Origin of the sequence: Streptomyces sp. NPDC051662 (assembly GCF_040681655.1) — a bacterium.
GTDB lineage: Bacteria > Actinomycetota > Actinomycetes > Streptomycetales > Streptomycetaceae > Streptomyces.
Genome location: NZ_JBFAZD010000013.1, coordinates 196386 through 220805, shown reverse-complemented (window position 1 = coordinate 220805; position 24420 = coordinate 196386). Strand labels below are relative to the sequence as shown.

Annotated in this window: 22 protein-coding genes; 11 read left to right on the top strand and 11 right to left on the bottom strand. The window is 69.6% G+C overall.

All coding sequences use genetic code 11. From position 1 onward, the window contains the following. Positions 1 to 9: 9 nt before the first annotated feature. From AB0M67_RS23145 to AB0M67_RS23120, 6 genes are all read left to right on the top strand, one after another. Positions 10 to 738, top strand: coding sequence for a glutamine amidotransferase (locus tag AB0M67_RS23145; protein ID WP_365748206.1), 729 nt, complete (start codon positions 10 to 12; stop codon positions 736 to 738). Positions 739 to 911: 173 nt separating this feature from the next. Further along, a complete protein-coding gene (locus AB0M67_RS23140; protein ID WP_365748204.1) occupies positions 912 to 1937 on the top strand; it encodes a 6-phosphofructokinase in 1026 nt (341 codons plus the stop codon). Positions 1938 to 2065: 128 nt separating this feature from the next. Beyond that, positions 2066 to 3016, top strand: a complete 951-nt coding sequence (locus tag AB0M67_RS23135) for a cytochrome c oxidase assembly protein (protein WP_365748202.1) — start codon at positions 2066 to 2068, stop codon at positions 3014 to 3016. A gap of 61 nt (positions 3017 to 3077) precedes the next feature. Then, entirely contained in the window at positions 3078 to 3236 is a 159-nt protein-coding gene (locus tag AB0M67_RS23130) for a hypothetical protein (protein ID WP_249948717.1), read from the top strand. 110 nt (positions 3237 to 3346) lie between these two features. Further along, a complete protein-coding gene (locus AB0M67_RS23125) occupies positions 3347 to 3808 on the top strand; it encodes an SRPBCC family protein (protein ID WP_365748200.1) in 462 nt (153 codons plus the stop codon). After that, the gene (locus tag AB0M67_RS23120; RefSeq protein WP_365748198.1) at positions 3805 to 4179 is read left to right on the top strand and encodes a metalloregulator ArsR/SmtB family transcription factor; all 375 of its coding nucleotides are present in this window, start codon (positions 3805 to 3807) and stop codon (positions 4177 to 4179) included. Before AB0M67_RS23125 ends, AB0M67_RS23120 begins: the two co-directional genes overlap by 4 nt. 92 nt (positions 4180 to 4271) lie before the next feature. Here the strand turns inward: AB0M67_RS23120 and AB0M67_RS23115 are convergent, their stop codons facing one another. Together AB0M67_RS23115 and AB0M67_RS23110 are read right to left on the bottom strand one after the other, a co-directional pair. Further along, on the bottom strand, positions 4272 to 5483 hold the full coding sequence (locus AB0M67_RS23115; RefSeq protein ID WP_365748196.1) for an SPFH domain-containing protein: 1212 nt from the start codon (positions 5481 to 5483) through the stop codon (positions 4272 to 4274). A 47-nt stretch (positions 5484 to 5530) separates the two neighbouring features. Beyond that, positions 5531 to 5752: a hypothetical protein gene (locus tag AB0M67_RS23110; RefSeq protein WP_249948713.1), complete on the bottom strand. Its 222-nt coding sequence runs from the start codon at positions 5750 to 5752 to the stop codon at positions 5531 to 5533. A 543-nt stretch (positions 5753 to 6295) separates the two neighbouring features. Here AB0M67_RS23110 and AB0M67_RS23105 point away from each other — a divergent pair. The 3 genes from AB0M67_RS23105 to AB0M67_RS23095 all read left to right on the top strand — a co-directional run bounded on the left by AB0M67_RS23105 (position 6296) and on the right by AB0M67_RS23095 (position 9858). Further along, positions 6296 to 8080, top strand: coding sequence for a rhamnogalacturonan lyase (locus AB0M67_RS23105; protein WP_365748262.1), 1785 nt, complete (start codon positions 6296 to 6298; stop codon positions 8078 to 8080). A 135-nt stretch (positions 8081 to 8215) separates the two neighbouring features. Then, complete coding sequence (locus tag AB0M67_RS23100; protein WP_365748194.1) at positions 8216 to 9025, top strand: pectate lyase; 810 nt, start codon at positions 8216 to 8218, stop codon at positions 9023 to 9025. A gap of 215 nt (positions 9026 to 9240) precedes the next feature. After that, the gene (locus AB0M67_RS23095; protein WP_365748193.1) at positions 9241 to 9858 is read left to right on the top strand and encodes a DedA family protein; all 618 of its coding nucleotides are present in this window, start codon (positions 9241 to 9243) and stop codon (positions 9856 to 9858) included. A 50-nt stretch (positions 9859 to 9908) separates the two neighbouring features. On the opposite strand, the gene aztD is transcribed toward AB0M67_RS23095, so the two are convergent. The 4 genes from aztD to aztB all read right to left on the bottom strand — a co-directional run bounded on the left by aztD (position 9909) and on the right by aztB (position 14301). After that, positions 9909 to 11129 carry a zinc metallochaperone AztD gene (gene aztD, locus AB0M67_RS23090; protein WP_365748191.1) on the bottom strand — a complete coding sequence of 407 codons (1221 nt, stop codon included), beginning with the start codon at positions 11127 to 11129 and terminating at the stop codon, positions 9909 to 9911. A gap of 92 nt (positions 11130 to 11221) precedes the next feature. Then, positions 11222 to 12199, bottom strand: coding sequence for a zinc ABC transporter substrate-binding protein AztC (gene aztC / locus AB0M67_RS23085; protein ID WP_365748189.1), 978 nt, complete (start codon positions 12197 to 12199; stop codon positions 11222 to 11224). After that, positions 12196 to 13431: a hypothetical protein gene (locus tag AB0M67_RS23080; protein WP_365748187.1), complete on the bottom strand. Its 1236-nt coding sequence runs from the start codon at positions 13429 to 13431 to the stop codon at positions 12196 to 12198. The genes aztC and AB0M67_RS23080 overlap by 4 nt, the downstream gene beginning before the upstream one ends. Before the next feature lie 21 nt (positions 13432 to 13452). Then, a complete protein-coding gene (aztB, locus tag AB0M67_RS23075; RefSeq protein WP_365748185.1) occupies positions 13453 to 14301 on the bottom strand; it encodes a zinc ABC transporter permease AztB in 849 nt (282 codons plus the stop codon). A 16-nt stretch (positions 14302 to 14317) separates the two neighbouring features. Here aztB and aztA point away from each other — a divergent pair, with 16 nt between their 5' ends. Further along, positions 14318 to 15082, top strand: coding sequence for a zinc ABC transporter ATP-binding protein AztA (aztA, locus tag AB0M67_RS23070; protein ID WP_365748183.1), 765 nt, complete (start codon positions 14318 to 14320; stop codon positions 15080 to 15082). Positions 15083 to 15412: 330 nt separating this feature from the next. Then, entirely contained in the window at positions 15413 to 18169 is a 2757-nt protein-coding gene (locus AB0M67_RS23065) for a beta-galactosidase (RefSeq protein WP_365748181.1), read from the top strand. Between the two features lie 83 nt (positions 18170 to 18252). Here the strand turns inward: AB0M67_RS23065 and AB0M67_RS23060 are convergent, their stop codons facing one another. From AB0M67_RS23060 to AB0M67_RS23040, 5 genes are all read right to left on the bottom strand, one after another. After that, positions 18253 to 19872 carry a chitobiase/beta-hexosaminidase C-terminal domain-containing protein gene (locus tag AB0M67_RS23060; protein ID WP_365748180.1) on the bottom strand — a complete coding sequence of 540 codons (1620 nt, stop codon included), beginning with the start codon at positions 19870 to 19872 and terminating at the stop codon, positions 18253 to 18255. A gap of 268 nt (positions 19873 to 20140) precedes the next feature. Beyond that, a complete protein-coding gene (locus AB0M67_RS23055) occupies positions 20141 to 21196 on the bottom strand; it encodes a chitinase (protein ID WP_365748260.1) in 1056 nt (351 codons plus the stop codon). 135 nt (positions 21197 to 21331) lie between these two features. Continuing rightward, on the bottom strand, positions 21332 to 22144 hold the full coding sequence (locus tag AB0M67_RS23050) for a class I SAM-dependent methyltransferase (RefSeq protein WP_365748178.1): 813 nt from the start codon (positions 22142 to 22144) through the stop codon (positions 21332 to 21334). A gap of 187 nt (positions 22145 to 22331) precedes the next feature. Further along, the gene (locus AB0M67_RS23045) at positions 22332 to 23042 is read right to left on the bottom strand and encodes a response regulator transcription factor (protein ID WP_365748177.1); all 711 of its coding nucleotides are present in this window, start codon (positions 23040 to 23042) and stop codon (positions 22332 to 22334) included. Continuing rightward, positions 23035 to 24354: a histidine kinase gene (locus AB0M67_RS23040; protein WP_365748175.1), complete on the bottom strand. Its 1320-nt coding sequence runs from the start codon at positions 24352 to 24354 to the stop codon at positions 23035 to 23037. The genes AB0M67_RS23045 and AB0M67_RS23040 overlap by 8 nt, the downstream gene beginning before the upstream one ends. Positions 24355 to 24420 lie beyond the last annotated feature (66 nt).

The window sequence follows — 24420 nt, the reverse complement described above, 5'->3', positions numbered from 1 at the left end:
CGAGCGAGAATGAGCGACAGCAGCCTGCGCCTGGTGTGGATCTACCCCGACCTGCTGAGCACCTACGGGGACCAGGGCAACGCCCTGGTGGTGGAGCGCCGGGCCCGCCAGCGCCGTCTGAACGTCACCCGTGTCGATGTACGCAGCGACCAGCCGGTGCCGACCTCGGGCGACATCTATCTGATCGGCGGCGGTGAGGACCGGCCCCAGCGGCTGGCCGCGGAGCGGCTGCGCCGCGACGGCGGGCTCAGCCGGGCCGTCTCGAACGGCGCGATCGTGTTCTCGGTCTGTGCGGGCTACCAGATCCTCGGGCACGAGTTCGTCAACGATCTGGGCGAGCGCGAGGCCGGCCTCGGGCTGCTCGATGTGGTCTCCACCCGCGGCGAGGGCGAGCGGTGCGTCGGTGACGTACTGGCCGACATCGACCCGCAGCTGAATCTGCCGCAGCTGACGGGGTTCGAGAATCACCAGGGCATCACGCACCTGGGTCCGACGGCCCGGCCGTTCGCGCGGGTACGGCTCGGCCGCGGCAACGGCACCGGCGACGGCACGGAGGGCGCGTACAACGGGACCGTCTTCGGCACGTACATGCACGGTCCTGTGATGGCCCGCAATCCGCAGATCGCGGACCTGCTGCTGAAGCTGGCCCTCGATGTGAACGCGCTGCCGCCGACGGACGACCGCTGGTACGAGGCGCTGCGCGCCGAGCGGGTCGCCGCCGCGATCCAGCCCGCCTGACGCCGTTCTCCGCGGTCTCCGGCACCCCGCCCCCGGGCGGGGCCGCCGGCGGGTCCTGTCCAGCAGGCGGACGCCGGGTTTCGGTCCCGCCACCGCCCGCCGGTAGGGTGGCGGCGACCTGGTCGGACGATGGGGTCCGGCCGTCGGCCCACGAAGCGAAGGTATTGCGGGCAATGCGAATTGGTGTGCTCACCTCAGGCGGCGACTGCCCCGGCCTCAACGCCGTGATCAGGTCCGTCGTACACCGCGCCGTCGTCGACCACGGCGACGAGGTGATCGGCTTCCACGACGGCTGGAAAGGCCTCCTGGAATGCGACTACCGCAAGCTCGATCTGGACGCGGTCGCCGGCATCCTCGCCCGCGGCGGCACGATCCTGGGCTCGTCCCGGGTGCAGCCCGCGCATCTGCGGGACGGCGTGGAGCGCGCCCGGGGTCATGTGGCCGACCTGGGTATCGACGCGATCATCCCGATCGGCGGTGAGGGCACCCTCAAGGCCGCCCATCTGCTCTCCGAGGCCGGACTGCCGATCGTCGGCGTACCGAAGACCATCGACAACGACATCTCCTCGACCGATGTGACCTTCGGCTTCGACACGGCCGTCGGGGTCGCCACCGAGGCGCTCGACCGGCTGAAGACCACCGCCGAGTCCCACCAGCGTGTGCTGATCGTCGAGGTCATGGGCCGGCACACCGGCTGGATCGCGCTGCACTCCGGGATGGCCGCGGGCGCCCACGCCATCGTCGTGCCCGAGCGGCCCTTCGACATCGGCGAGTTGACCGAGCTGGTCGGCAAGCGCTTCTCGGCGGGCAAGCGGTTCGCGATCGTGGTGGTCGCGGAGGGCGCCAAGCCGCGCGAGGGCTCGATGGAGTTCGACGTGGGCGGCAAGGACATCTACGGCCACGAGCGCTTCGCGGGTGTGGCCAGGCAGCTCTCGATCGAGCTGGAGGAGCGGCTCGGCAAGGAGGCCAGGCCGGTGATACTCGGCCATGTCCAGCGCGGTGGCACCCCCACGGCGTACGACCGGGTGCTGGCCACCCGCTTCGGCTGGCACGCCGTCGAGGCCGCGCACCGCGGCGAGTTCGGGATGCTGACCGCGCTGCGCGGCACGGACATCGTGATGGTGCCGCTGGGCGAGGCCGTCGAGACGCTCAAGACGGTGCCCGCCGAGCGGTACGCCGAGGCGGAGTGCGTGCTCTGACTCCGACCGACGGTTGAACCGCGGTGGTACCGCGCGCTAACCACGGTGGAACCGCCCCCGGTCGCGGCCGCGACCGGGGGCGGTTCTAGTCTGGTGCGGACAATCGACACGAATCCGGGAGCGGACGGATGGATCACAGCGGGCACGGCATGACCATGGATCTGCCGCCGTTCACGCTGGGACGGGCACTGGAGTTCTCCCCGGACCTTTTCTTCCTGATCGGCTGTCTGCTGGGACTGGTCCTGTACGGCTGGGGCGTACTGCGGCTCCGGCGGCGCGGTGACAGCTGGCCGGTGGGCCGCACCGTCGCGTTCGTCCTCGGCGTACTGACCGTGGCGCTGGTGATGTGCACCAAGCTGAACGACTACGGCATGGTCATGTTCAGCGTGCATATGGTCCAGCACATGATCATCAGCATGGTCTCGCCGATCCTGCTGCTGCTCGGCGCCCCGGTGACGCTGGCGCTGCGCGCGCTGCCGGTCGCGGGACGCGGCCACAAGGGTCCGCGCGAGCTGCTGCTGGCCGTGCTGCACAGCCGCTACGTACGGATCGTCACGCACCCGGCCTTCACCATCCCGCTCTTCATCGCGAGCCTGTACGGGCTGTACTTCACGCCCCTCTTCGACTTCCTGATGGAGTCCAAGACCGGGCACATCGCGATGATGGTGCACTTCCTCGCGGTCGGGCTGGTGTTCTTCTGGCCGATCATGGGCATCGACCCGGGCCCGCACCGGCCCGGTTATGTGATGCGGATGCTGGAGCTCTTCGCCGGCATGCCGTTCCACGCGTTCTTCGGGATCGCGCTGATGATGGCGAGCGAGCCGATGGTGGCCGCGTACCGCGATCCCCCGGCCTCGCTCGGGATCGACGCGCTGACCGATCAGAACGCGGCGGGCGGTATCGCCTGGGCGTTCAGCGAGATCCCGTCGGTGCTGGTCCTGATCGCGCTGGTCTACCAGTGGTACCGCTCGGAGCAGCGGCAGGCGAAGCGCTCGGACCGGGCCGCCGACCGGGACGGTGACAAGGAACTCGCCGCGTACAACGCCTATCTGGCCTCACTCCAGGCCCGGGGGCAGTAGCGCGAACCCCTGGTCCCGGGCGACGATGGGCGTCATGGCCCCGGCCTGGAGGAGGGCGCACATGTCCGGATCCACCAAGACTATGGGTGTGGTGACCGTCGGCGCGCTGGTCGTCGTGACGGGCTATACCGCGGCGCTCGGCAGCAACGGCTGGCTGTGGTTCGGCTGGGTGGTGCTGGCGCTGATCACGATCGCCATGGCGGCCTCTCGCGGGCACTGAACCCGCCGCGTCGCGGGAATCCATATCGCGCAACCCTTGGGTTGCACTATTGAGGGAGTAGTGCAACCATCAAGTTGCACGTTGGTTCCGAGCAGCGGAAGGTTCCCCTCATGTCCACATCCGATGACCGCATCGAACGGGAGATCACCATCGCGGCGCCCATGGAGCGCGTCTGGGCGGTGCTGACAGAACCCGAGCATGTCGGGCAGTGGTTCGGCCAGGGGCAGCCCGCCCCCATCGACCTGCGGCCGGGCGGCATCATGCACCTGGACCACGGCCAGTACGGCCAGTTCCCGACGACGATCGTGAAGGTCGACCCACCGCACTACTTCTCGTACCGCTGGGCGAGCGCGTACCCCGGGCAGGTGGCCGGCGAGGGCAACTCGACCCTCGTGGAGTTCACGCTCACCCCGGAGGGCGACGGGACCAGGCTGCGTGTGGTCGAGACCGGCTTCGCCGATATCGTGATCCCGGAGGACAGGAAGGACGTCGCCTCGAAGAAGAGCCACACGGAAGGCTGGACGGACATGGTCGTCAATATCCGGGATTACGTGGAGCGACTCGACGCATGACGGCAGAAGCCGACCAGGACACCGTGGCGGAGGTCCTGACCGCGCTGGCGGATCCGACCAGGCGCCGGATACTCGACGCCCTCGCCGCGCACGGCGAGGCGACCGCCACGGTCCTGGCCGGGGAACTGCCGGTCAGCCGCCAGGCGATCGTCAAACACCTCGCGGTCCTCGACCGGGCCGGTCTGGTCGCCTCGCACCGGGCGGGCCGCGAGGCGCGATACGCGGTGCGCCCCGCGCGGCTCAGTGTCACCGCCCGGTGGATGGACCGGGTCGCCGCCGACTGGGACTCCCGGCTCACGGCGATCAAGCGTCTCGCCGAGGACGCTTCCGCCGAGGACGCTTCCGCAGACAGAACCCCGGACCGGTCCTAGGTTCCTGGACCGGTCCGGGGCCCTGTCCCGGGCCCCATCCGGGGCCCAGTGGATCCGGGGTCAGCTGGATTCGGGGTCACTCGCCTCCGGGGTCACTTGGATTCGGTGACGCGGAGCGCCGGCTTCCGGCTCACGCCGGGGGTCACGCCCGCCTCCTTGGCGCCGGCCGCGGAGCCCTTGAGCGAGTTCAGGATGGCCATGCCCTGGCCCACCAGACCCGCCGCCATGTCGTTGACGCCGTCGGTGCCGTTCAGGACGGTCAGGTTCGCACCCGATATGCCCCGGGCTGCCGCGTCGGCCAGCGTCGGCAGGTTCTCCACGATGCGGTTGGCCGCGATGAGTTCCTGGTTGCCGTCCTTCAGGGACGCGGCGCGAGCGGTGTTCGCGTCGGCCTGGGCCTGGGCGAGCGCACGCTCGCTGTAGGCGTTTCCGTCCGCCTCGAACTTCGCCCGGTCCCGGCCCGCTTCCGCGAGTGTCCGCTGCCGGTACGCCTCGGCGTCCGCCGGGCGCCGGACCTCGGCCTCCAGCCGCTGCGCGGCCAGTCGCGCCTGACGCTCCGCCAGGGCCGTCTGCTGCTCGATGGTGTCCTGCGAGGCCCTGGCCTCTGCCAGTGGTCCCGCCTGCGCGGCGCGCGCGTTGACCTGCTCGGTCTCGGCGAGGAAGCCGGCCCGTTTGATCGCGGTGTCCCGTTCGTACTCGGCCTTGAGCGCGGCGGCCTGCTGCTCGCGTTCTGAGGCTTCCTGGTCCGCCTTGGCCTGGGCGATACGCGCCTGGCTGGCGACGGCGGCGGCGTGCGGGGCCGCGAGGTTGTTGATGTAGCCGGTCGCGTCCTCGATCTCCTGGATCTGGAGCGCGTCCACCACGATGCCGAGCTTCTCCATCTCGCTGTGGCTGCCCTGCTTGACCTCCTGGGCCACCCGGTCGCGCTCGCGGATGATCTGCTCCACGGTCAGTCCGCCGACGATGGAGCGCAGGTGACCGGCGAAGATCCGGCCGACCAGCTCTTCCATGTGTTCCTGCTCCGTCAGGAAGCGCCGGGCCGCGTTGGCGATCGACACCGCGTCGTCGCCGACCTTGAACACGGATACCGCCCGGACCTTGAGCCGGATGCCCTGCTGGGTCACACAGTCCTCGACGATCTCCGCCTCGCGCAGCGCGAGCGACAGCATGCGGGCCTTCTGTTTGATGGGCATCACGAAGCTGCCGTGCCCGGTGACGATCCGGAACTGTGTGTCCTGTGCCTGCCGTTTGGAACCGGATATGAGCATCGCCTCGTTGGGCGCGGGAACATGCCAGAACAGCATGGGGTACTCCTGTCGAACTACCTGCTTCTCTGTGGTTGGGGAAGGGTTCAGGACGGAAAGGGCTCCACGATGACCGAACGCGCCGAGATCGACTCGACGACGATCACCCGGAGATTTCTGCCGATCGGATGGTCCGCCCAGGCCGCGTAGGCCTCGGATCCGCCCCGTACGGACACCAGCACCTCACCGGGACCGTCGGCCGGGATCGGGACCGTAACCCTGCCGATCGCGCCGACAGGGCTCTGCGCGGACTCATCTGCCACGGACATACGTCGTTGCTCCACCCGTCTCCCTCGTGGCGGCGCGCCGGGCCCCGGCGGACGGAGTCGCTCCGCGGTCCGTGTGAGCCCGCGTACGGTCATCGCGTCAGTCGCGATCATGGCGATCACGCTCCTGGGGCCGCGCCTCCGACCTCGTCCATCATCGAGGACGCCCCCGGCAGAGCGGCCGACGGCGACATAGCCTCGTTCTCTTCACATTACTCCGGAGGGGGTCACGGAAGCATGGCGGGCGCCGGGGGCCACCGCCCCGGACGAGCGGATCCAGGGCGGTGGGGGGCGCCGCGGGGCCGGCTGTGGGGCGGTGGTGGACGGAGCCGGGAGGGGCGGCAACCTTTTCCGTGCGGGCGGCGACCAGGGGACACAGGGACAGACACCCCCCACCCCTCTGGAGGACTCGTGCGGACAAGAGCCGGCACCCACGCAGCACGTTCGGGATCCCCGCCGCGACCACCACGACCGCCACGCGGCCTCGTCCGCCGGGGGATGCCGCTGGGCGTGCTCGCGGTGTCCGGCGCGGTCCTCGCCGGGCTGATGACGCCCGCGCCGAGCGTGGCACGGCCCGGTGAGCGAGGGGTGGCCGCCGCGGCGCGGCTGGAGCGGCTCGACCGCGGCCTGGTCAGTGTGCACACGGGCGAGGACAACCTGGTCAGCTGGCGGTGGCTGGCGACCGACCCGGACAATGTGTCCTTCAACCTCTACCGGGGCTCCGTCAAGATCAACACCGAGCCGATCACCACCACGAACTATCTGCACAAGGGCGCCCCCAACTCCGCGGACTACACGGTGCGCGCGCTCGTCAACGGCGCGGAGCAGCCCGCCTCGCCCAGCGCCGTCCAGTTCCGCCCGGGCTATCTCGACGTACCGATCTCCGCCCCGGCGGCAGGACCGGACCACACGTACGAGGCCAACGACGCCTCGGTCGGCGATCTCGACGGGGACGGCGACCTCGATCTCGTCCTGAAGTGGCAGCCCACCAACGCCAAGGACAACTCCCAGTCCGGGGTCACCGGCAACACGATCCTGGACGGCTACACGCTCCAGGGCCGGCGGCTGTGGCGCATCGATCTGGGCCGTAACATCCGCTCCGGCGCGCACTACACGCAGTTCCAGGTCTTCGACTACGACGGCGACGGCCGGGCCGAGGTCGCCATGAAGACCGCCGACGGCACGGTCGACGACGTGGGAAAGGTGATCGGCGACGCCTCGGCCGACTACCGCAATTCCAGCGGGTATGTGCTCGAAGGGCCCGAGTTCCTGACGGTGTTCGACGGAGGGACGGGCGCCGCGCGGAGTACGGTCGGCCATGTGCCGCCGCGCGGCTCCGTCGCCTCCTGGGGCGATTCGTACGGCAACCGCGTGGACCGCTTCCTGGCCGGGACCGCCTATCTGGACGGCGCCAACCCCTCTCTGATCATGGCGCGGGGCTACTACACCCGTACGGTGATCTCCGCCTGGGACTTCAACGGCGGTCAGCTCACCCGCAGATGGACGTTCGACACCAACAGCTCCACCAACAGCGGCAAGGGCTATGACGGCCAGGGCAACCACGCCCTCACGGTCGGCGATGTGGACGGCGACGGCAGGGACGAGATCGTGTACGGCTCGATGGCCGTGGACGACAACGGCTCAGGGCTGTGGACGACGCGCAACGGCCACGGCGACGCGGCCCACCTCGGCGATCTCGACCCGTCCCGCCCGGGTCTTGAGTACTTCAAGGTGGACGAGGACGCCTCCAAGCCCTCGTCGTACTTCGCCGACGCCAGAACCGGCCAGGTGCTGTGGCAGACGGCATCCGGCGGTGACAACGGCCGCGGTGTGGCCGGGGACATCTGGGCGGGCAACGACGGCGCGGAGATGTGGTCGGCGGCCGACGGTTCGATCCGTGACAGAGCCGGTACCGCCAAGGGCCGTAAGCCGTCCTCGGCCAACTTCCTGTCGTGGTGGGACGGCGATCCGGTGCGCGAACTGCTCGACGGCACCCACATCGACAAGTACGGCCCGTCGTCCGACGCCCGACTGCTGACCGGCTCGGGGGTGCACTCCAACAACGGCACCAAGGCGACCCCGTCGCTCTCCGGCGACATCCTCGGCGACTGGCGGGAGGAGGTCATCTGGCCCACCGCCGACAACACGGCGCTGCGTATCTACTCCACACCGCATCCGACCGACCGGAAGATCACCACACTGCTGCACGACCGGATGTACCGGACCGCGCTGGCCTGGCAGAACACCGCCTACAACCAGCCGCCGCACCCCAGTTTCCCCATCGGCGACAAGATGCCCGCGCCTCCCCGGCCGGCCATCACGACCCCGTGAGTCCGCGGACTCCGTGCGCGGACTCCGTGCGTCAGCGAACTCCCTGAATCCGCGGTCCGCACCGATCACAGCGATCACACCGATCACCTCGATCGAGCCTTTCTCACCGTTCACACGACAGAAGGAGCCCCCGGCATGACGCGACAACACGGCACCCGACTCGGCACCGGGAAGCGGCGGGTGATCGCCGGCGGCGTCGGCGCCGCCGCCCTCGTCCTCACCGCCCTCACCTCGGGACTCACCCTGCCCACCGCCTCGGCCGCCACCTGGCCGTCGCCCAACGGCAGCGAGGCGGTCGGCGCCACCAAGCCCATCAGTGGTTCGGTGGACGGCGGTATGAGGCGCTACTACGGCACCGGTGACCTGGGCGGCGACGGTCAGAACGAGGACCAGGACCCGATCTTCCAGCTCGCCGACGGAGCGACGCTGAAGAACGTCATCATCGGCGCCCCCGCCGCCGACGGTATCCACTGCTCCGGCAGCTGCACCCTGCAGAACGTGTGGTGGGAGGATGTCGGCGAGGACGCGGCCACCTTCCGCGGCACCGGCAAGACGTTCACCGTCAATGGCGGTGGCGCCCGCAAGGCCGCGGACAAGATCTTCCAGTTCAACGGCGGCGGCACACTGAACATCTCCAACTTCGCCGGCCAGGACTTCAAGACCTTCGTCCGCTCGTGCGGCAACTGCTCAAGCCAGTACAAGCGCACGATCAATGTGACCGACACGGAGATCACCGCTCCCGGCGGTGTGATCGGCGGCATCAACACCAACTACGGTGACTCACTGACCCTGCGGGGTATCACCATCGTCGGGGACAGCGGCAAGAAGATCGTGCCGTGCCAGAAGTACATCGGGAACAACACCGGCGCCGAGCCGACGAAGAACGGCTCCGACGCGGACGGCACGTACTGCAAGTACAGCGCCGCCGACCTCACCTACAGGTAGGCGGACAGGAGTGAACGCCGACGCGTGAGCCGAGCGCGCGCCGCGTCCCTCTCCGCCGGTCGTCGGCGGCAGGGGCGCGGCGCGTGCCTCCCACGCCCCCGGCCCCGGGCCGGACGCCTCCGCATACGGCGCGCTGCGCCCGTGACCGCGTACACGCTGTCATCATCGGTAAGACCGGTATCGCCCGGCGGCGGCGGAACGGAGGGACTCTCCGGATGAATACGATCACCAACTGGCTCGGCGGTCTCTCGGGCCCCGTGATCTACGCCGTGGTCGGCCTGCTCGTGTTCTGCGAGGACGCCCTCTTCTTCGGCTTCGTGCTTCCCGGCGAGACCGCCGCCGTACTGGGCGGGCTGCTGGCCGCCCAGGGCGAGGTGTCGGTGTGGTGGGTGACGGTGGTCGTGGTGGTCGCCGCGATCCTGGGCGACAGCACCGGCTATGCGGTGAGCCACCACTTCGGTGACCGGATCCTGGCGACCCGGAGCCTGCGCAAGCGCCGGACCGAGGTCGAGCGGGCGCGCGAGATGATCCGGGTACGGGGGGCCTCGGCGGTGTTCTTCGCCCGCTTCATCGCGTTCCTCCGCGCGCTGATGCCGGCGCTGGCGGGGCTCTCGGACATGCCGTACCGACGGTTCCTGCTGTTCAACGCGCTGGGCGGGCTGTGCTGGGGCGTGAGCTGTACGGCGGTCGGCTACTTCGCGGGGGCCGCGTTCACCCGGATCGAGTCACAGCTGGGGCAGATCGCCGGGGCCGTGATCGCCGGGGTGGTCGTGCTCGGGCTGGCCGTGTGGGCGTACCGGCGACACCGCCGGACACGCCCACCGCACCACTGACCGGACCGGGCGCGACGCCCACGACACACCCCGGACCGCTCCGTCCGGCCTCAGCGGCGCTGGCGCGGACTGCCGCCTTCTTCCACGACGCCCGACAGCTCGTTGGTGCCCTTCGGCAAGGTCACGGAGGCGATCTTCTTACCGGTCGCCAGGTCGATGGCGAGCAGCGCCTTCCCGCTGGGGTCGGAGACGTACGCGGTGTCGTCGCGGACGAACAGGGTGGGCCGGGCCTGCTGCCAGTCCAGCGGCTCCTGCCACTCCCCCACGGCCGGGATCTTCTTCTCGGTCTTGCCGGTGTCCGGGTCGATGACATGGATGGCGCCGTCGGTGCCGAGGACGAGGGCCTCGCCCCGTGGTCCCCGGGCGAGGGAGCGGAAGGAGTAGCTGGTGCCCAGGTCGACCAGGCGCAGCTTCTTCTTCTCGGTGTCGATGAGGGAGATGCGGGTGGGCCGCTCCAGCTCGGCCTCGGGGTCGGTCTTGTAGTCGCCCAGGAGGACCGGGGAGGTGTCGCTGCCGGCCTGGTTGCCGATGCGGCCGTAGGCGTCGGGGGCGTCGACCTTGGTGAACTCACCGTCCTGGTAGATCAGGACACCGTCCTCGCAGCCGACGGCGACGGCCTCGTCCCGGGCGGCCGCCTCGCCGTGCACGCCGGGGCACTTCTCGTTGCGTGTGATCTCCTTGTCGTTCTCGTCCAGCACCAGCGCGCCGGTCCGCTTCTCCTCGGTGCCGAGGGTGCTGAGGAGTTCGCCGTTGGCCAGTTCGATGGCGACACCGTGGTGTGCCTCGGCGGAGGTGTAGGTGCGTCCTTCCGGCTTCTCGCCACTGCTCAGGTCGGCGGGGGCGAAGACGTTGACCTCCCCGGTTCCGTCGCTGAAGAGCACGGTCCTGCCCGCGTGCCGTACGACGTGGCCGGGCTTGGCACCCTTGTACTCGATGCCGGTGAGAGCCTGCCCGGTGGCGTCGAGCAGACGGAAGCCCGTGTCGGTGGAGACGACGACATGGTCCTTGTCACCGGCGGGGTTGACCCGGTTGAAGCCGGGCAGCCCGATGGTCCTGGTCAGTTCGAGGCTCTCGCCGTCCAGGATGTACAGGCCGCCGTCGAAGGTGGCGACCAGCGGGTCCTTGACCGTGGCGGTGGGCGTGGCGCTCGCGGCGCCCTCGGCCTCGGTATCGGAGGAGGAGTCCTTCCCTCCGCAGGCGGCCAGGACCGTGGACACCGCCAGGGCGAGTGCCGTCCCGGTGAGGGCTCTGCCGCGTATCGACTTGTTCATCGGTGTGTTCCTTTCCGCGCCGCTCGGTGGCGGCGGTGGGTGCGTGATGGTTCCGGGTCCGGTCGGCCGGTGCCCGTTGAAGGCTCGGGGAGTCAGCCGCCGGTCAGGCCGTCGGCCATGGCGGTGGTGTTGGCGCGCATCATCCGCAGGTAGGTGTCGGCGCCCTCGCCCTCGGCGGTCAGCGACTCCGAGTACAGCTCCACGACCTGGACCCGGCCGCCCAGTTCCGTGCGCAGGACCTCGGCGAGCCGGGCCGGCTGGGAGGAGTCGGCGAACACGGTGCGCACGCCGGCCCCCTCCATCGCCTCGGTGAGCGAGCGCAGGTCGGAGGAGCTGGGTGAGGCCAGGGTGGTGCCGCTGGGGAGGACCGCGCCGATCACCCGGAAGCCGAAGCGGTCGGCGAGGTAGCCGAAGACGTGGTGGTTGGTCACCAGGGCGCGCCGGTCCTCGGGGACGCGGTCGAAGGACTTCTCCATCCAGGCGGTGAGGTCCGCGAGTTCATCGCCGTAGCGGTCGGCATGTGCGCGTATCGCGCTGTCGTCCACGCCGTCGACGTGCTCGATCACCTGGTCGGCTATCAGACCGGTGGCTTTGCGCACCCGGTCGGGGTCGGTCCAGAAGTGCGGGTCGGGTTGTCCTTCCTCTTCCCCGGGGCCGCCGTCGTCGGACGTACGGAAGACCAGCGGGTCGATCGCGTCGCCGACCGCGAAGGTGGCGACGCCGGACTCACGGGCGGCGTCCACATGCCGTGTCACGTTCTCCTCCAGCCCCAGGCCGTTGTGGACCACGAGGTCGGCGCGCTCCAGCTCGGCGGCCTGGACCGCCGACAAACCGAAGGAGTGGGGGTCGGCGTTGGGCTTCATCAGGACGGTGACCTCGGCCTCGTCACCGACGATCTCCCGGGTGATGTCACCGAGGATGTTGGTCGTGACGACGATGTCGGGCCGCTCATCGCCGGTGGTGCAGGCGGAGGCGGCGGAGGCCATGACGAGGGCGAGCAGGCCCACGGCCAGATGGCGCGGCCGTGCCGCGCTCACCCTCACGCGCCGCTTCGCCGCGCTCCGGCTCATCGGCCGGTCTCCGCCATGAGGACCGGCTCGATGTCCAGGTCGAAGGAGCGCGCGATGCGCAGGTCGTCGTTGTAGTCGATCTCGAACACCCGCTTGCCCTCGGGGTCGTTGACATAGGCGCGGCTGCGGTCGACCTCGATGACGGGGGCGCCGCTGTCGGTGCCGGCCGGCTCTTCCCCGGTCAGGAGCGTCTTGGTCCGCGCGATCCGCTTCCCGGTGGCGATGTCGTAGCCGTACAGCGAGCCGTCGGTCTCCAGGACGAGCAGGGGGGAGCCCTCTCCGGCGGTGTTGGCGGCGACGACGGGACCGGTGTCCACGCGGGTCCAGGCCCGCTCGGAGACGTCCAGGACCCATACGGCGTCGTCCCCGGCCGGAGCGGTGAGGACGGCACTGCCGGGGCGCTGGCGGAAAGAGGTGGCCCGTTCCTGCACCGGCACGTCCTCGTCGTACGGGATCTCCTCGGCGGTGAAAGCGCCGTCCTCCTCGCGGACGAGCAGGGCGCCGTCGGCGCAGCCCAGGATGACGCCCCGCCGGGTGACGGCGTCGCCCCGCGGTTCGTCACACTCCACGTCCGGGGAGGCGACGCGCTCGCCCTCGCGGTCGAGCACGACGAGCTTCGCGGTGCCGCTCTCGTCCGCGAAGGCGAGCAGGTGCTCCTCGTACGGCACGACGGCCCCGGTGTAGGTGCCCGCGAGCGTCCCGGACGAAGCGATCCTGCCCTTCTCCAGCTCGCCGCGGTCGTAGAGGACGGTCTTCCCGTCCTCGTCGGTCACGGCGGTCACGACGGCGTCGCCGCGTATCTGCGCCTGACGGCCCACGGGAAGCTCGCCGACGCCGCGTATCGCCGCGCTGTAGTAGTGGACGTGGTCCCCGTGGTCCACCATCCAGGCGCCGCTGTCGAGCACGTACGTGCCGCCGGAGGCGTGGAGGTAGCCGAACCGTCCGTCCGTGACCAGCCGGACGGCACCTTCCGTCCGGGCCGTCCTGTGCACCGTGCCGGTGATGAGGTCGAGGACCCTGCTGTGTCCGCTGTCGGGGTCATTGAGGAGCAGACGGGACCGCTGCTCGGCGGTCTCCTGTGCTCCCTCGACATACCCGTGCGGAGTGGTGGACGGGGAACTCGTCGCAGCCGGTGAGTCCTTGTCCTTCTCCCCCGCGCAGCTCGTGGTGAGCAGTGCGCTGAGCACCAGTGCGGCCGAAGCCCACGGAGTGACGTTTCTGCGGACGGTCATGACGATCGCCTCGGGTTTCTCTCAGTTGACTTGGGCGGTGGGGGCGGGGCGCTCACGGCGATGCCGCAGACCGGACGCCATGTGGGAGAGGAAGAACAGGCTCACCGCGAGGGCCGCGACGGTCGCGCCGGCGGCGGTGCTCAGGTGCCAGGAGAGCAACAGCCCGCCGAAGGTGGCGGCGACGCCGAGGAGCGCGGCGAGCGCCATGACCCCTCGGACGCCGCGCGCCCAGGGCAGGGCCGCCGCCGGGGGCGCGATGAGCAGGCCGAGGACGAGCAGCGTTCCCACGATGTGGAACGAGGCCACGATGGCCAGACCGAGCAGGCCGAGCAGCACGGCGTGGGCCAGGCGCGGACGCAACCCCAGGGTCTGAGCCTTGCGCGAATCGAAGGCCAGGGCGAGGAAGGCGCGGTGCCCCAGCACCGACACCGTCAACGCCACGAACAACGCCACCGCGAGCAGGAGAAGGTCCTGCTGCCGGACGGCGAGGACATCACCGAACAGGAAGCCGGTCAGGTCCACCGCGAAGGACTGCGAGCGCGACACGATGATCACGCCGAGCGAGAGCATGCCGACGAAGAGCAGCCCGATGCCGGTGTCCTGGGACAGCCTCGGTGTGCGTCCCAGTGCGGTGACGCCTGCCGTCATGACGGCGGCGCTGGCCACCGCGCCCACCAGCAGGTTCCCTCCGGACAGCGCGGCCAGCGCGACCCCCGGCAGCAGACCGTGGGACATGGCGTCGCCGAGGAAGGCCATCCCCCTCAGAACAACCCAGGTGCCCGCGAGCGCACAGATCGCGGACACGAGCATCCCGCCCCACAGGGCTCGTTGCACGAAGGTCACCTCGAACGGGGCCGTCAACCATTCCATGCCGACGGACACTACAATGAAAATCATGTTCAAGAAACCAGACCCCTCGCCCGTCGCGGCCCGGGGGCGGATGCCCCTCGTCCGCTTCACCGGGTTGTGCGCCGGCTATCCAGGACGACCCGTCCTTTATGAACTCAGCTCAGAGATAACCAAGTTGGCGACAACGGCACTCGTCGGCCCGAACGGCAGCGGCAAGTCGACCCTGCTCGGCGTTCTCGCCGGTGTGATCCATCCGACATCCGGCGAACTGCACCATGACGGGGAACGGCCACCCGCGTTCGTACCGCAGCGCGGAGCCGTCGGCGACACCCTGCCGCTCACCGTGCGGCAGACCGTGGAGATGGGGCGCTGGGGCATACGGGGACCGTGGCGTCGGCTGACCCGCCGGGACCACGCGGCGGCGGACGCCGCGCTCGACCGGCTCGGCATCGGCGACCTCGCCTCGCGCCAACTGGGGGAACTGTCGGGCGGGCAGCGTCAACGCGCCCTCATAGCGCAAGGATTGGCACAGGAGTCGGACCTGCTGCTTCTCGACGAACCGACCACGGGCCTGGACCCGGAGGCGAGAGAGCGGATCGGCGCACTGCTGACGGCGCTCGTCGCCGACGGCGTGACGGTCGTCCACGCCACACACGACCTGAGTGCCGCACGTGCGGCGGATGTATGCCTCCTGCTCCAGGACGGCCGCCTCGCCGGACAAGGGCACCCGGACCAGGTGCTCACCACATCGGCACCGGCCCGGATCCGGCACCGTGCGGCGGGCCCGTCACCAGCATGTTGACGCAAACATAGCGGCCGGTCAATCCAACGAGCGTTCCTGTCCAAGTCCTTGACAGCGCCGGGCGCCGCTTCCAAACTCTCCCCCGAACCGCTCGTGTTAACGCGAACATGGAAGGGCGATCCATCCGATGTAACACGGCGGTTGTATGTCCCGTCATCGGCTGGTTCTCCGGCCCCGCTGCCCGTCACCCATGCCACGCGGTTCAGCGTCAACAAGCAGTCCGACCGTGAGCCGGCGGCCGTACCGGACACCCCAGCACAGCCGCGTGACCGACCACCTTGCCGAGTCGCTGTGACGTCGTGTCAGTACGACACTCACCGAGGAGAAGAGATGAACCGCTCGTCAGACACCCGATCCCATGCCGTCAGCCGTCGAGGGGCGATGAAACTGCTGGGCGCCGGTACGGCGGCGGTCGCCGTCGGCCCCGTCCTCGGTGGTCTGCTGTGGCCCTCCGAAGCGCTGGCGGCCGACAGCGCGGCGGCAGAGCCCGTGATGCTGGTCAATGTACGCAGCGGCCTCCGGCTCGACGTCAACGGTGGCTCCACCGCCGACGGAGCCGCGGTCATCCAGTGGACGGCCACCGGTGCCACCAACCAGCAGTGGTCACAGACCCAATTGGGCGACGGGTGGGTGACGATCGGGTCGGTGGCGTCGGCCAAGCTCCTCGATGTGTACGGGGTCGGCACCACCGACGGCTCGCAGGTGATCCAGTGGCACGGCACCGGCGGCATCAACCAGCAGTGGCGCCTGGACGACGCGGGCCAGGGCCGAGTGAAGATCGTCAGCAGACCCAGTGGCAAGCTGCTCACGGTGGCGGGGTCCGCCACCACCGGCGGCGCGACGATCGAGATCCGCTCCGACACCGCGGACCCGAGCCAGCTGTGGAAGGTCGTGCCCTCGCGCGGCTACCACCTGGACACAGCGGCGGCCGAGCCGCGGACGGACACGGCGCTGGCCAACGCCGGAGGAGTCGGCGCAGGGGTCACCTACGGCGTCACACACAACGCCTGGTCCAGAAACGGACGAGCCTGGTATCCGGTCAGCGGCGAGTTCCACTACGTCCGCTACCCGGCCCAGCGCTGGGAGCGCGAGCTGGGCAAGATGCGCGCCGCCGGCCTCGACACCGTCGCCACGTATGTGTTCTGGAACCACCACGAGGAGCCGCAGGGCACCTGGAACTGGTCGGACCGCAAGGACCTTCGCGCGTTCGTGACCGCCGCCCAGCGACAGGGGCTGCTGGTCTGGCTGCGTGTCGGCCCTTACGTCAACGCGGAAACCACCAACGGGGGCATCCCTTCCTTCGCGCTGACCGGCGGGCGGACCGATGATCCGGGTTATCTGGCCAAGGTCGGGCTCTACTTCTCCCAGCTCGCGGACCAGCTCCAGGGGCTGTTCGTGAAGGACGGCGGGCCCATCGTCGGAATCCAGCTGGAGAACGAATTCGCCCATGGCGACCCGGCCCACATCACCACCCTGCGCCGGATGTGCGTGGAGCGCGGGATGGTGGTGCCGTACTACACGGTCACGGCCAACTCCAACTTCGCCAAGGACACCGCGATTCCCTTGCAGGGCGCCTACTGCTACCGCGGGTGGGAGACCAACGGCGGGACCTCTCCCGTGTCCGGGTTCATCTACGGCACCGACGAGTGGACCGCCAACACCGATATCGGCGAAGCGAGGTACGACACCCTCGACTACCCGCGCGGGTTCTGCGAACTGGGCACCGGCAGTCCGATGCGCGGCACCAGCCGCTTCCGCGTCGAACGCGGTCATGTGGTGGCGCATGCCTACGACAGTGTCGGCCGGGGCGCGAACTACCTGGGCTACTACATGTTCCACGGCGGGACCCAGACAGCCGGCCTGAACGGCGACTGGGCGCTCACCTACGACTTCCAGGCCCCGCTGGGCGAATTCGGCCAGACCAGGGACTCCTACCGGTACTACCGGCGGCTGCACACCTTCACCACCAGCTACACCGAGGAGCTCACCAGGACGCGGGTCAGCCGCGACCCCGGCCAGCTCATGGACCCGGCGCAGACCAGCCGGCTGCGGTACATCGGCCGCTTCGACACCGACGGCCGCGGCTTCGTGTTCGTCAACAACACCCAGCGCAACGCCACTCTGCCCACCCGTGACGACATGCAGATCCGGATACACACGGCCGCCGGAACGGTCACACTGCCCGACAAGCCGCTGACCATGCCGCCGGACCGCTGCAACGCGTTCCCCGTCATGACCGATCTGAACGGCGTCGACCTGCGCTGGGCCACCGTTGAACCGCTGGCGAAGGTGTCGGGCGACGACGTCCCCACCTTCGTCTACTGGGCACCGGACTGGACCGACCGGGCGCTCGCCTTCAACGCGTCCGTCGTCCTCACCGACGAGTCGGGATCCTTCACACAGACCGTGACCGGCACCGAGCGGATCGCGCATGTCCCGGCCGGGCGGCGCACCTCCCTCCTGGTGCGCGCGGCCGGCGCACAGGCCCCCTGCGCGCGGATCGTCGTGCTGAGCGAGGCCGAGTCACTCGACGCGGCGGTCGCCACGCTCGACGGACGCGACCGGCTGATCATCGCGGACGAGGCCCAGCTTTCCGGCCTGGCCCCGACCGTGCGGTTCACCGCCCGGGCGGGAAGCGTCATCGCCGCCGACATCCTGCCGGCGAGCGGTCTCGCTCCGAGGGCCGGATGGGACAAGGCTCGGGGCAGTGGCCCCTTCGCGCGCTACACCTTCCGGCTCGGCGCCGCCCCCGCCGCCCCGAAGGTCACGGCCGCGGGCACCGGCCGGTGGCGCGTCACCAGCGATCCCGCGGACCTGGCCGGCCTGGCCGAAGCGCAGCTGATCCTGGATTACCGAGGTGGCGAGGCGACCTTGATCGGAGCGGGAACGAAGATCACGAACGACCTCTATCACAACGAGACCTGGACCATCGATCTGAAGAACCTCACCGACACCGACCGCGCCGACCTTCTGGTCGAAGTGTCCGCCTGGGACGACGCGATCCAGGGCATCACACGCCCGTCCGGCACCATGCCGAGTCTGCCCGGGTGGACCTGGAACCCGCTGCGTGAGGCAGCCTGGACCTGATCGTTCCTCGACCCCGCCATGAAGGGGCGGGGCCCGTGCGGAGGGGGCTCCGCACGGTCCTCGCCCCCTATCGGCGACAGGTGCTACCCGCCGAAGGCCAGCGAGGCGGCCGGGGAGGCGTTGCCGTACGCGTCAACGGCGACGACGCGCGCGGTGTACCGCGCGCCGGCGGCACCCGCCGGGAGGGGGATGTCGAGAGTGTTGGGCCGGGGCATGAAGTAGTACTCGGAGAGCACCTTGGCGGAGACGACCTTCGCACCGGTCGCCGTCTCGGTGACATTCACGTCGTAGTGGTGGACCATCTGGTCGTCCTTGGCCTGGGCGATGCGGACAGCGGTGGAGCCCGCGTCGGTGGTGACCGCCTTCAGCGGCTGCCGGGAGGTGAACTCCGGGGCGACCTTGTCGCGGGCGGCGGCGGTGTAGCGGAAATTGTCCTTGATCTCCTGGTTGGTCGTGCCCTTGAGCCGCAGGACCCAGGTCGGTCCGCTGAGGGTGCCCGAGCTGGCGTACGGCGGCTGGGGGTTCGCCGACCACTGGCCGCCCTGGTAGATGTCGTGCTTGTCGGCGTTCATGTTGACGCGCGCGATCTCCGTGCGGTCCTTGTAGACCTCGATGAAGAGAGCCTGCGCGGTGGTCGCCTCGAAGCGGTCGGCGAGACCGGTGTCCGTGATCGCCTGATAGCCGTGATCGACCTCCACGTACGACATCGAGCCGTCGTTGACGGCCGTGAAGTCCTTCTGCGCGATGGACCGTTCGTCGTTGATGTTGAGGTGTGAGTGGCCGCTGAGGTACACCGCCTGCGGGAAGTCGGCGAGGTCCTGGGTGAGCAGCGGGTTGGCCGTCTGCTGGCCGTCCATGACGGTGCCGGGGGCGGGCCGGTGGCCCTGGATGAGGATCGGCTTGGTGATGCTCGCCGGGTTGGCGGTGATCTGCGCGAGACGGTTCTTGAGCCAGGCACGCTGGGCCGTGTCGCCGTTGTACGTCTCGGTGTTGACCGTGAACAGGTGCACCCCGTTGACGTTCGACTCGTAATAGCCGCCGCCCGCGTCCGGGAACCACTCGCGGGGATACCCGGCCCGTACGGCCGCCAGACTCGCGTCGTGGTTGCCGTTCGAGATGAGCAACTGGGTGTCGGTCATGCCCTTGCGGGCGAGATTCGCCTGGAAGATCTCCGAGACGATCTTGTGGTCCGCGCCGCGGCCGTCCCCGTTGTCGTTGATCATGTCGCCGTTGGAAAGGATCGCGTCGGGCCGCGGGAAGATCGATCCGATGGTGTCGAAGTACGCCTCGTACCTCTTGTCGCCGCCCGTGTGGCTGTCCGTGTGCACATCGGACATGACCACGAACTCGGCGATCGGCTTCTCCCTGGTCTTGATGAGATAGCCGTACGACACCGGCACGCCGCTCTCCCTCCCGTCGAAGGCGGCAGCCGTGAGGTTGGTGTCCTTGCTGATCCGCAGCGGCTTCCCGGGAACGTACAGCCCGCTCCGGTACGTCGGGGTGGTCCCATCGAGCGTGTACCGGACGACGGTGCCACGCTCCGACGTCAGCTTGACCGAGACGGCCTTCTCGTACCGCCCGCCGGGGACGCTGACACCGGGCGCGGCGGGTGCGCCGTCCTGGGTCCGGGTGTCGGCGTGGGCGACGACGGGTGACACGAGGGCGGCGGACACGACAGCGATGGCGAGAGGAGTGAATCTCACAGGGGACTTCACAGGCGACTTCACAGGGGTCCTTGTCTCCGAGGCGGTAATCGTAACGAATCGATAACCGGTCTGAACCAAAGACGTTAGGTGTCACACACAGGCAACCGAGGGGGAGTTCCCTGACCACTTCATGAAAAATCTGTGAACGTCGGCCGGCTCACCTGTCGGCACGGAACCAGTACCGTCATGGCGAAGGGGCCGGACTCCGGAGAGCCCGACCCCTTCCGATCCGCGAGTTCGCCCGGATCCACCAGGACGTGGTGGATCAACGCCCTTGCAGCGCCTTCACGTTGTTCCCGAAAGTCCAGCCCTTCGACCCGTCCCAGTTGAGCGACCAGGTCATCAGGCCCTTGAGCCCGCCGCCGTAGGTGTTCCACGCCTGCGACACCAGGTTCGGCGCCATATAGCCGCCCCCGGCACCCGGCTGGGCCGGCAGTCCCGGCACCTGTTTGTCATAGGGCACCTTGATCGTGGTGCCCTGGACGACCAGGCCCCTGTTCAGGCAGTCCGTCTGCGCGGTGAACCCCTGGACCGTACCGGCGGAGTACGAGTCGCCGGAGCATCCGTACATGCTGCCGTTGTAGTACTGCATGTTCAGCCACCAGAGCCGGCCGTTGTCGGCGTACTTCTTCACGATGGGCAGATACGCGCCCCAGATCGAGCCGTAGACCACGCTGCCCCCGGTGACATAGGCCGTCTCGGGCGCCATCGTCAGGCCGAAGTTCAAGGGCATCTGGGCCAGTACGCCATCGATGATGCGGATGAGATTGGCCTGCGAGGCCGACAGTGTGTTGATGTTGCCACTGCCCACGAGCCCGGTCTCGATGTCGATGTCGATGCCGTCGAAGTTGTACTTCTTCAGGATCGGCACCACCGTCGCGATGAACCGGTCGGCGACGGCGCTGGAGCTGAGGTCGATCCCGGCCGCCGCACCGCCGATGGACATCAGGGTCGTGAGGCCGGACGCCTTGGCCTGGCACATCTCGGCCGGGGTCGCGACCTTCACCGTCGCGTCCATCCCGTCCTCCCACAGGACGGTGCCGTCCGAGCGGATGACCGGGAACGCCGCGTTGATCACGTTGTAACCGTGGTCGCGGATACGGGAGTCCGTGATCGGAATCCAGCCGAGCGGGGGGTGTACACCGTTCGCCGCGCCGTCCCAGTTCTCCCAGTACCCCTGGAGCACCTTGCCGGTGGGCTTCGACTTGACCGCGCAGGTGTCGGCGGCCGGCGCCGCGCCGGGCGCCGCCGCGGCGACCAGTGTCTGCATGACGAAGGCCATGGCGAGGCCGACCCCCAGCACGCGCGATATTCGGCGGATCATGCTGTGCTCCCTTCCGACCCTGTCCGCCCGCGACCGTGTCGGTGCGGCGGACTGGGAACGTACGGCGGGTAGTTGAGGGAAACGTAGAGTGGTCCAGACCTGCCGTCAATAGGTCTGGACCAATCGGCCGGGTCAGTGTCGTCGGCCGGTCCCCGCGGTGTGTTCGGGCGAGGAGACCCGGATCTTGGACTGGCCGTGCGGCCGCTTCTCCCAGTCGTCCATGAAGCGCGCGGTGAGCCCGTGCTTGTGGGCCAGGGCGATCAAGGTCTCCGTACGGTAGTAGAAGTCCTCGCGCAGCACCTGGTGTTCGGCGCCCTCGGTGCGGTCGAAGGTGAAGTCGAAGAATCCGCCGGGGGCCAGAACGCGGTCCACATGGGCGAGGCACTCGTCGATGACCTCGATCGGTGAGTGGGAGAAGACACTGTGCGCGTGGATCACGTCGAAGTGCTCCTGGGGCAGGAAGTCCAGGGACAGGTTCTCGGTGATGGTGAGGTGCGGGAGCTTGTCCTGGAGGTGGTAGGTGGTGAGGGTCCGCTTGGCGGAGATGAGGATGTCGGGCGAGATGTCGATGCCGTAGTAGTTACCGGTGTCGAGGTAGTCGATGAAGCGCCAGCCGGCGCGCAGATTGCCGCAGCCGATGTCCAGCATGCGGTGCCCCGGGGTCAGACCGTGCTCGGCGAGATACCCGAACTGCATCTCGCCGAGCGCCAGCCAGCGTTCGTGGGTCTGGCTGCCGACGGCCGCCTCGGGGTTACGGCCGGTGTCGGAGGCCATCACCGCGCGGTAGTAGTCGACGTGGTTAGGGTGCTTGTGGCTCAGCCACTTGTCCCGCAGGGAGCGTCGTACGTACGGGGCGATCCGGGCCGGGTTGCGCAGCGCGTAGCCGACGCGGTGGGAGAGGGCGGAGCGGTTGGCGGTCAGGGACGCCTCGGTCTTCTTCGGCATTGCGTGTCCTTCGTGAGACAGGGGGGACAGGGGACAGGTCGGGACATCTGGACGGGGAGGGAGGGAAAAGGGCAGGCGGGGGCAGGGAGTTGGCGCCTGGGAGACGCGGCAGACGCCGACGACGAGGCGGACGTGGCAAACGCGGGGTGCCCGGCGGCGCGGGCAGCTGGTTCAGGTCGGGTTCAGGTCACCGGCGGCGCTCGGCCGCGCCCGTGGTGACCACCACCCCGTTCTCGTAGGCGAAGATCGCCGCCTGGGTGCGGTCCCGCAGCCCCAGCTTCACGAGCATCTTGCTGACATGTGTCTTGACGGTGGACTCGGTGACGAACAGATGGCCGGCGATCTCCACGTTCGACAGCCCCTGTGCGATCAGGGCCAGCACCTCCGTCTCCCGTTCCGTCAGATCGCCGATGCCGGTCCTGGCCGGCGGGCGCGGGCCGGTGTCGCTCCCGGCGGCGCCGTGCAGACGGGTGAACTCGGTGATCAGACGACGGGTGGCGGAAGGGGCCAGCAATGAGTCGCCCGCGGCCACCACCCGTACCCCTTCGGCGAGTTGGCGTGCGGAGGCGTCCTTCAGCAGAAATCCGCTCGCTCCGGCACACAGCGCCTGGTAGACGTACTCGTCCAGGTCGTAGGTGGTGAGGATCAGCACCTTGGTGTCGCTCGTCCTGGCGGTGATCTCGTAGGTGGCTTCCAGGCCGTCCATCTCGGGCATCCGGACATCCATGAGGACGACGTCCGGGCGGAGTTCGTCGACCTTGACGAGCGCTTCGCGGCCGTCCGCCGCGGCGCCGACGATCTCGATCCCCGGCTGCGCCGCCAGTACGACGGAGAACCCCTCGCGCACGATGACCTGGTCGTCCACGACCAGCACCCGCACGGCCCGCTGCTCAGCCATGCCGGTTCCCGTTCTCGTCGGCGGGCGGTACATCGGGCAGGAACGCGGCGACCTCGAACCCGCCCTCGGCGGTCCGCTGTGTCGTCAGTCGTCCTTCGAGCATGGCGACTCTTTCGCGCATACCGACGAGTCCGTGTCCGGCTCCGGGCGATGCCCCGGCCCGGCGCTCGGCGGATCCGTTGACCACACGCACACCGAGACCGGTCGCCACGTAGGACAGCTCCACACGGACGTCCGCGCCGGGCGCGTGACGCATGGCGTTGCTCAGCGCCTCCTGGACGATCCGGTAGGCCGACAGCTCGACGCCCGGGGCCAGTTCACGTACCTTCCCGGTGACCGTCTTCTCCACCGGCGCCCCCGAGACACGTACCGCCTCGATCAGCCGGTCGAGTCCGGCGAGCGTGGGCTGTGGGGCCGGGGCCCGTCCCACCGGCCCGTTCGGTGGTGTGTCCGCGCGGATGACGCCCAGAATACGGCGCAGTTCGGTGAGCGCGGCGACCGCGTTCCCTCGGACCGCCGCGAGCGTCTCCGCGAGTTCCGGCGGCGGGTCCTTCACCCGGTACTGGGCCGCCTCGGCCTGGATCGCGACGGCCGACATATGGTGCGCGACGACGTCGTGGAGCTCCCTGGCGATGGTCGTACGCTCCTCCAGCCGGGCCCGGCGGCCCCGTTCGTCCTCGGCGGCGGAAGCCTGCTCGGACGCCCGTACGCCGGCCCTCGACCAGCCGCTCAGCAAGAGGGCGATCACCAGGGCGATACCGAAGGCGAGGCGCGGGTCCTCCACCCCGTCACCCACGAACGTGCCCAATTCGATGAGGACGACGGCGCTGATCAGCCACATCCAGGCGGCTGCCCAGGGCCGCAGCCGCACCGTGCACAGCACCAGCACCAGCGGGCCGGTCACGAAGAGGACGGTCCACCGCAGGCCGCCGAGTCCCGCCAGGTCGACCCCCGCGGCCATGGACGTGAGCAGGGTCAGCCACCAGGCCGAGACCGGCATCAGCAGAGTCAGCGCCACGGGGACGCCGGCCAGCAGGCCCGCCGCGATCCCGATGGAGGGGGACACCCAGGACTGCGCCAGCATGACCAGAACGGCGACGGTGCACACCGCCAGGTGCGGAGCCCACCGGACGGTGTCGCGCAGGCCGCGCGGCAGCGGGCGCCGGGCGCGGTCGAGCGCGGGTGACTCGGTCAGCGCGGGCAGGGGCCGCCGGACGAGCGCATGGCGGACAAGATCGTCGCGCAGCGCGGCGAAGGCCACCGCGGCGGCCCGGCCCGCGGTACGCGGGGCACCGCCGGTGGTGTCGCGCACTAGATCCGCCGTCCGGGAAGAGGGCCGGCGGGGAGAGGGGTGGCGGGGAGAGGGGTGGTTCGAAAG